The organism is Corallococcus sp. 4LFB, from assembly GCF_046520365.1.
Lineage (GTDB): Bacteria > Myxococcota > Myxococcia > Myxococcales > Myxococcaceae > Corallococcus > Corallococcus caeni.
In genome coordinates, this window is sequence record NZ_JBKGHJ010000387.1 from 1 (window position 1) to 8,325 (window position 8,325).

General features: G+C 73.3%; 1 protein-coding gene. It reads right to left on the bottom strand.

The features are described from left to right. Positions 1-8,188, bottom strand: an 8,188-nt coding sequence (locus ACLEQD_RS31415) for an amino acid adenylation domain-containing protein (RefSeq protein WP_410389190.1), incomplete at its 3' end; no start/stop codon positions are given. Positions 8,189-8,325: the final 137 nt, after the last annotated feature.

Sequence of the window (8,325 nt, forward strand, 5' to 3'; positions counted from 1 at the left end):
CGTCGCGCACGCCGGGCAGGGCCGCGCAGGACGGCCTCCACCTCGTCCGGGCTCCACGCGGGAAGCCGAGCACCTTGGCCTGGTGGTCGACGCGGCCCAGGAAGTCGAGCGTCCCGTCCGCACGCCAGCGCGCGCGGTCGCCCGTGCGGTACAGCCGCGCGCCGGGCACCGGGGAGAACGCGTCGGGCACCAGCTTCTCCGCCGTCAGCTCCGGACGCCCGTGGTAGCCGGGCGTCACGTGCACGCCTCCGATGAGCAGCTCGCCCTGCACACCCACGGGGCAGGGCTGGCCGCTCGCGTCCGCGACGTACAGTTGCGTGTCCGGCAGCGGCGCGCCGATGGACGGCAGCCGCTCCCACGACGACGGTGCGCCTTGCAGCCGCAGCGCGCTGACGGCGTGGGTCTCCGTGGGGCCGTACTGGTTCTCCAGCACGCAGTCCGGCAGCCGCTCGAAGAAGGACACCAGCGTGGGCGTCACCTGCAACTGCTCACCCGCGGTGATGACCTCGCGCAGGCGCTCCGGCAGCGGGGCGCCGTGCTCCACGGCGTCCGCGAGCGACTGGAGCGCGACGAAGGGCAGGAACAGCCGCTCCACGCCCGCGTCCGCCATGAGGCGCAGGAGCGCCGGCATGTCCCGGCGCACCGCCGCCGTGGGCACCACCAGCGTGCCGCCCGCGCTCCACGTGGCCAGCATCTCCTGGAACGACACGTCGAAGCTCAGCGCGGCGAACTGCAACGTCGTGGCGTCTGGCTTCACCGAGCGCTGGCACTGCCACGCCAGCAGGTGCGCCAGCGCGCCGTGTGTCATCGCCACGCCCTTGGGCTTGCCGGTGCTGCCGGACGTGTAGATGAGGTAGCAGGGCGACTCCAGCGGCACGGCCACGCGCGGGGACGACTCCGGCAGGCGCGCGAGCAGCGCGGCCTCCGTGTCCAGCCGCACCGCCGCGACGCCGGGCGCCGGGGTGTCCAGGTGCGCCTGCGTCAGCACCGCGCGGATGCCCGCGTCCTCGCGCATCAGCGACAGCCGCTCCGCGGGGTAGGTGGGGTCGAGCGGCACGTAGGCCGCGCCCGCCTTGAGGATGGCGAGCACGCCCACCGCCATCTCCAGCGAGCGCTCCACGCACAGCCCCACGCGATCCCCGGTCCTCACGCCCAATTCGAGCAGTCGATGAGCGACCTGGTTGGCCCGGCGCTCCAGCTGCGCGTAGGTGAGCCGCTGCCCCTCGAACGTCACCGCTACGGCATCCGGCGTGCGCGCGGCCTGAGCCTCCACGCGGCCGTGGACCGTCGCGTCCACCGCGAGGCCCGGACGGGTGTTCCAGTCCACCAGCACCTGCCGGCGCTCCGCTGGCGACAGCAGCGACAGCGTGGACAGGCGCGCGTCGGGGCGGGCCACCGCGCCGTCGAGCAGCGCTTGCAGGTGGCCCACCAGCCGCTCGGCCGTGGCCGCGTCGTACAGGTCGGTGCGGTACTCCAGCGCGCCGCGAAGGCCCTGGGGTGACTCGCTGAGGGTGAAGGTGAAGTCGAACTTCGCGGTGCCGCTGTCCAGCTCCAGCAGCTTCAACTGGATGCCGGGCACGGTGAGCTCCGCCGAGGGCGTGTTGAGCATCACCAGCGCCACCTGGAAGAACGGCGTGCGCTCCGGCATGCGCGGCGGCTGGAGCACCTCCACCAGCTTCTCGAACGGCACGTCCTGGTGCGCGAACGCGCCCAGCGTGACGTCCTTCACGCGGCCCAGCAGCTCGCGGAACGACGGGTCTCCGTCCAGCCGCGTGCGCATCACCAGCGTGTTGACGAAGAAGCCCACCAGGCCCTCCGTCTCCGCCTGCGTGCGGCCCGCGACGGGCGCGCCCACGCAGATGTCGTCCTGGCCGGAGTAGCGCGCGAGGAGCGCCTGGAGCCCCGCGAGCAGGCCCATGAACAGCGTGGCGCCTTCCCTCTGGCAGAGCGTCTTCAGCGCCTGCACGCGCTCGGAGGACAGCTCCACCTCCAGCCACGTGCCCGGGTTCTGGGAGTCCGCCGTGCGCGGGTGGTCCGTGGGCAGCTCCAGCGCGGGCGGGACGTCCTCCAGTTGCTTGCGCCAGTAGTCGACCTGGGCGTCCAGCACCTCGCCGCGCAGCCACTCGCGCTGCCAGGCGGAGTAGTCCGCGTACTGGATGGGCAGCTCCGGTAGCGGCGAGGCCCGGCCCGCGAGCTTCGCCTCGTACAGCGCGACCATCTCGTGGATGAGCACGGCGATGGACCAGCCGTCGGAGATGATGTGGTGCATCGTCACGAGCAGCAGGTGCTCGTGCTCCGCCAGCCGCAGCAGGCGCGTGCGCAGCAGCGGTCCCCGCGACAGGTCGAAGGGCTGGCGCGCCTCGTCCTTCGCGAGCTGGCCCGCGGCCTCGTCGCGCTCATCCTCCGGCAGGTGCTCCAGCGACTCGACGGGCAGAACCCAGGGCGCGGCGGGCGCGAAGACCTGCGCGGCGGTGCCGTCGATGACCTGGAACGTCGTGCGCAGCACCTGGTGCCGGCGCACCAGCTCCGTGAAGGCGTCCGTGAGCGCGGCGACGTCCAGCGTGCCCTCCAGGCTCAGCGCGGCGGGCATGTTGTAGAGCGCGCTGCCGGGCTGGTACTGGTCCAGGAACCACAGCCGCTGCTGCGCGAAGGACAGCTCCGCGGAACGGACGCCGGGCCGCGCGGTGATGGCGGGCGGACGGGGCCTGCGCTCCGCTTCGGGCACGCGGCCCTCGATGCGGCGGGCGAGCGACTCCACCGTGGGCGCGTCGAACACCTCGCGCAGCCGCACCTCCACGCCCAGCTGCGTGCGCAGGCGCGACGTCACCTGCGTGGCCAGCAGCGAGTGGCCGCCCAGGTCGAAGAAGCTGTCGGTGATGCCGACGTGGGCCAGGCCCAGCACCTGCGCGAAGATGTCCGCCAGCAGCTGCTCCAGCGCGTTGCGCGGCGTGACGAGCGGCGCCACGCCCCGCAGGCTGTCCACGTCCGGCGCGGGCAACAGGCGCCGCACCAGCTTGCCCGTGGGCATCACCGGCAGCGCGTCCAGCCGCATCAGCGCGGTGGGGAGCATGTACTCCGGCAGGCGGCTCGCGAGGTTGCGGCGCAGCGCCTCCGGCTCCCAGGCCGTGTCCGGCTGGAGCACCACGTAGCCCACCAGCCGCTTGTCGCCGGGCACGTCCTCGCGCACCATCGCCGCCGCCGCGCGCACGCCCGGGGCGTCCCGCAGGGCGGCTTCGACTTCACCCAGCTCGATGCGGAAGCCGCGCACCTTCACCTGGCCGTCGAGCCGGCCGAAGAACTCGATGGCGCCGTCCGCGCGCCAGCGGGCCCGGTCTCCCGTGCGGTACAGCCGCGCGCCCGCTTCACCGGAGAGCGGGTCGGGGACGAACTTCTCCGCCGTGAGCTCCGGCCTCGCGTGGTAGCCGAGCGCCACCTGTCCGCCACCGACCATCACCTCGCCGGGCACGCCGATGGGGCAGGGGCGGCCGGTGGGGTCCACGATGTAGAGCCGCGTGGCGGGCACGGGCATGCCCACCGGGGGCAGCCGCTCCCACGTACGCGGCGGGCCGCGCAGGCGGTAGGCGCTGACGACGTGCGCCTCCGAGGGGCCGTACTGGTTCTCCAGGGTGCTGTGCGGCAGCCGCTCGAAGAGGGCGACGAGCGCGGGCGTCACCTGCAATTGCTCGCCGGCCGTGACGACCTCCACCAGCCGCTCCGGCACGGGCGCGCCGTGGGCCACCGCGTCCGCCATGCTCTGCAGCGCGATGAACGGCAGGAACAGCCGCTCCACGCCGTGGCGGGCCATGAACGCGAGCAGCGCGGGCATGTCCTGCCGCGTCTCCGACGTGGGAATCACGACGGAGCTGCCCACGGACCAGGACGTGAACATCTCCTGGTACGAGATGTCGAAGTTGAGCGACGCGAACTGCAACGTGACGGCGTCCACCTTGGGCGAGCGCTGACGCGTCCACGCCACCACCCACGACAGCGTGCGGTGCGCCACCGCGATGCCCTTGGGGCGCCCCGTGCTGCCGGACGTGTAGATGATGTACGCGAGCGAATCCGGCCACACCGCGCGCGGCGGGGCGTGCGGCGGCAGCCGGTCGAAGGTGGCCTGCTCCGTGTCCACGCACACCACCCGTGCGCCGGTCGCGGGGAGGAGCGAGACGAGCCTGCCTTGCGTGACGACGAGGTTCGCGCCCGCGTCCTCCAGCATGAAGGCGAGGCGTTCCGCTGGGTACGCCGGGTCCATGGGGACGAAGGCCGCGCCCGCCTTGAGCACGGCCAGCACGCTCATCACCATCTCCAGCGAGCGCTCCAGGCACAGCGCGAGCCGGTCTCCCGGACGCACGCCGTGCTCGCGAAGGTGCCACGCGAGCTGGTTGGAGCGGCGGTCCAGCTCCGCGTACGTGAGGGCTTCGCCCTCGAAGAGGGCCGCCACGGCGCCGGGCGTGCGGCGGGCCTGGGCCTCGAAGGCGTCGTGCACCAGCGGTTCGGGCGGACCGTCGAACGGCGTGGTGCTCCAGTCCACGAGGATGCGCTGGCGCTCGGCGGCGGTGAGCAGCTCCAGCTGGGACAGGCGGCGCTCCGGGTTCGCGACCGCGTCCTCCAGGAGGACCTGGAGGTGCTCCATCATCCGCTTCGCGGTGGCGGGCTCGAAGAGGTCGCTGCGGTACTCGAAGGCGGTCTGGAGGCCGCGCGGCGTCTCCGTGAACACGAGGGTGAAGTCGAACTTGGACGTGCCGCTGTCCACGTCCACCGGGCGGAAGGTGAGGCCCGGGCCGGTGAGCTCCGGCATCGGCGTGTTGAGCAGCACCAGCGTGACCTGGAAGAAGGGCGTCTGGCCGCCCTGCCGGGAGGGTTGCAGGACCTCCACCAGCTTCTCGAAGGGCACGTCCTGGTGCGCGTAGGCGCCCAGCGTGACGGCCTTCACGCGGCGCAGCAGCTCCACGAAGGTGGGGTCGCCGTCGAGCTGGGTGCGCAGCACCAGCGTGTTGACGAAGAAGCCGATGAGCCCTTCGGTCTGCGGCTGGTTGCGGCCGGCGATGGGCGCGCCCACGGCGAGGTCGTCCTGGCCGGTGTAGCGGGACAGGAGCGCCTGGAGGCCCGCGAGCAGGCCCATGAAGAGGGTGCCCTTCTCGCGGCGGCACAGGGCGCGCAGGCCCTGCATCAGCGCGTGCGGGAACACCACCCGGTGCGTGGCGCCGGGGTTGGACGTGTCCGCGGTGCGCGGATGGTCGGTGAGCAATTCCAGCGCGGGCGGGGCGCCTTCCAACTGCTTGCGCCAGTACGCGAGCTGCTTGTCCAGCACCGCGCCCTGGAGCCAGTCGCGCTGCCACACGGCGTAGTCGGCGTACTGGATGGGCAGCTCCGGCAGCGTCGCGGGCCGGCCGGCGGTGAAGGCCTCGTAGAGCGTGACGACCTCGCGGATGAGCACGCCGATGGACCAGCCGTCGGAGACGATGTGGTGCATCGTCACGAGCAGCAGGTGTTCGGTGTCCGCGAGGCGCAGCAGGCGCGTGCGCAGGAGCGGGCCGCGCGACAGGTCGAACGCGGTGCGGGCCTCCTCGCGGGCGCGGAGCAGGGCTTCGGCTTCGCGCTCGGAGGCAGCGGGCCAGTCGCGCAGGTCCTCGACCTCCAGCGCGGCGTTAGCGGACGGGGCGATGACCTGGATGGCGTCGCCGTCCTGGACGCGGAAGACGGTGTGCAGGGCTTCGTGGCGGTTCATCACCTCCGCGAAGGCCCGGCCCAGCGCGGACACGTCCAGCGTGCCCTCCAGGCGCATGGCGGAGGGGATGTTGTAGAGCGCGCTGCCGGGTTCGTACTGGTCCAGGAACCACAGCCGCTGCTGCGCGAAGGACAGCGGCAGGTTCCCCGTGCGGGGCACGCGCTGGATGACCTGGACGTCAGGCGTGGCTGGCGGCGCCACGCGAGGCTGCGGGCGCGTGGGTGCTCCCGTCGGGAGCGCGCCGGTCGCGGATCCAGGCGGGGGCACGGCGCCCGTCCGCGCGGAGGCATCCGAACGTGCCGTGAGGTTCGAGGTGTCCGGCTGGGACACGGCGCGGGTGCCCAGGCCGGGAGGCTGCACGGGGGCACGGCGTGAGGGCGTGATCAGCTCCACCTCACCGTCGGCGCGGTAGCGGGCGCGGCTGCCCGTGCCGTAGACGCGGGCTCCCGTTCCCTCGGGGGAGACGCGCAGGCGCGTCTGGGTCAGCTCCGGCGCCTTCCAGAACCCGAGCGGTACGGCGTCACCGCCCAGGAACAGCTCGCCCACCACGCCCACGGGGGCGCGGCGACCGGAGACGTCCAGCACGAAGCGCGTTCCGGGCGCGGTCGTCTCGTGCGGCTCCGGCAGCAACGGCGCGGGGGACACGATGCGCGCGGAGGTCGCGCGCTGGAGCGTCCGGGCGAGGTCCGACGGCAGGCCCTCCGAGTCGTCCAGCACCAGCGTGCGAACCGGCCCCAGCACGGCGGCGGCGTCCGGCAGCTCCGCGAGCGTCCTCGCGACCGCGACGGAGGCGCGCAGGTGGGGCGGCGGGCTCGTGCGCAGGAGGTTCGCGAGCATCCCGGCGCTGTCCACTTCGACGGTCGCGGGGGACGGACGCGGTGCCGTGTGTTCCTGGCTCTGCTGGCGCAGCACGTCCAGGTGCCGCAGGCCCTCCAGCGTGATGTCGGGGGCGATGCCGAAGTCGATGAGGCAAGCCACCTCGTCCACGTCGGCCTGGCGCAGCTGGTCGATGCGCGCGCGGAGCGAGTCCGGGGTGCCGAAGAGGCCGCCCGCATCCAGGTAGCGCGACACGCCCTGTTGCAGGAGGGCGTCCAGGTCCTGCGGCGTGAGCGAGCGCACGTCGAAGCCCGGGCCCTGACTGGCGACCAGGCCGTTGATCAACTCCACGGAGCTGCGGAAGTAGCGCGTCAGCGGCTCACGCGCCTGGTGCTTCACGTCCTCGCGGCTGGAGGACACGAAGGTGTGGAGCATGAGCACGACGTGGCCCCGGCCGGGGTGGCCCGCCTTGCGACGCGCCTCTCGGTAGAGGGCGACCTTTCGCTCCAGCTCCACGAAGTCCTGGCCCAGGCCCAGCACGTTGGTGAGCAGGCCCGCGCCCAGCTCGCCCGCCATCCGGAACGTCTCCGGGTTGAACGCGGCGGTGATCCACAGCGGCAGTTCCGCCTGCACGGGGCGGGGCCGGATGGCGATGTCCACCTCCACGCCCGCGCCGTTGGTGCGGCGCACGGTGCCGCCCTTCCACAGCGTGCGCACCTCCTCCACGCCGCGCCGCACGGCCTCCGGACGCTGGTGGAAGTGGTGGGGGGCGAAGACGAAGTCGTTCGCGTTCCAGCCGGTGGCGAAGGACACGCCCGCGCGACCGTTGGAGAGGTTGTCGATGACGGACCACTCCTCCGCGACGCGCAGCGGATCATGGAGCGGCAGGACGACGCTGCCCGCGCGCAGGGACACCCGGTCGGTCACCATGGCGAGCGCGGCGCTGGTCGCGGTGGGACTGGGGTAGGGGCCGCCGAAGTCGTGGAAGTGGCGCTCGGGCGTCCAGATGGCGCTGAAGCCGTGGGTGTCCGCGAACTTCGCGCCGTCGATGAGCAGCTGGTACTTCTTCCGCCCTGACGCCTCCGCGTCGTTGGCGAAGTAGAAGAGGCTGAAGTCCAGCGACCGCTTCGCCGCGGCGCCTTCCCGCCGCACGGGAGGCTGGGACATGGACCGGGGCGGCAGCACCACCGGGAGCCCCCGGGACAGGGCCCAGAGCAGCTCCAGGTCCGCCGGGTCGGCGAGGCCGTCCGACGTGCTCAGCCACGACTCTCCGGGCCGTGCATCCACGCGCGCATCCAGTGCGGCCAGCCGGTGGACGAGGTTGCGGTGGCTCAACATCACGCGGGGGCGTGAGGCCTCCGTCCCCTCACGCGCGAGGCACGCAAGGCCCTCCACGTCCACGCGGGCCGGTCCCCCCGAAGCGGGGACCCGGGCCGCGTCCTCGCCATCGAGTCGAACGACGGGCCCCGTCACCCCGGGAGGAAGCGGGAGGGCACCGGAGGTGACGAGCACGGGCGGTGCTCCGTCGTTCCCCAGCGACGACAGCTCGCCGAGCCCCTCGCGCGACACCAGCGCATACGCGCCTCCCGCCGCGAGCACGCCCCACAGCGCGACGGCGCGCTCGGGGGACGGCTCCACGCACACGGCGACCGGGACCCCTGGCCCACGCCGCGCGCCTTCAGCTGTCCCGCGAGGGCCAGGGCCCTCTGTCGCAGACTCCGCCACGTCAGGACCGCGCCGTCCTGGCGCACGGCCACCGCGTCCGGCGTCGCGCGCGCCTG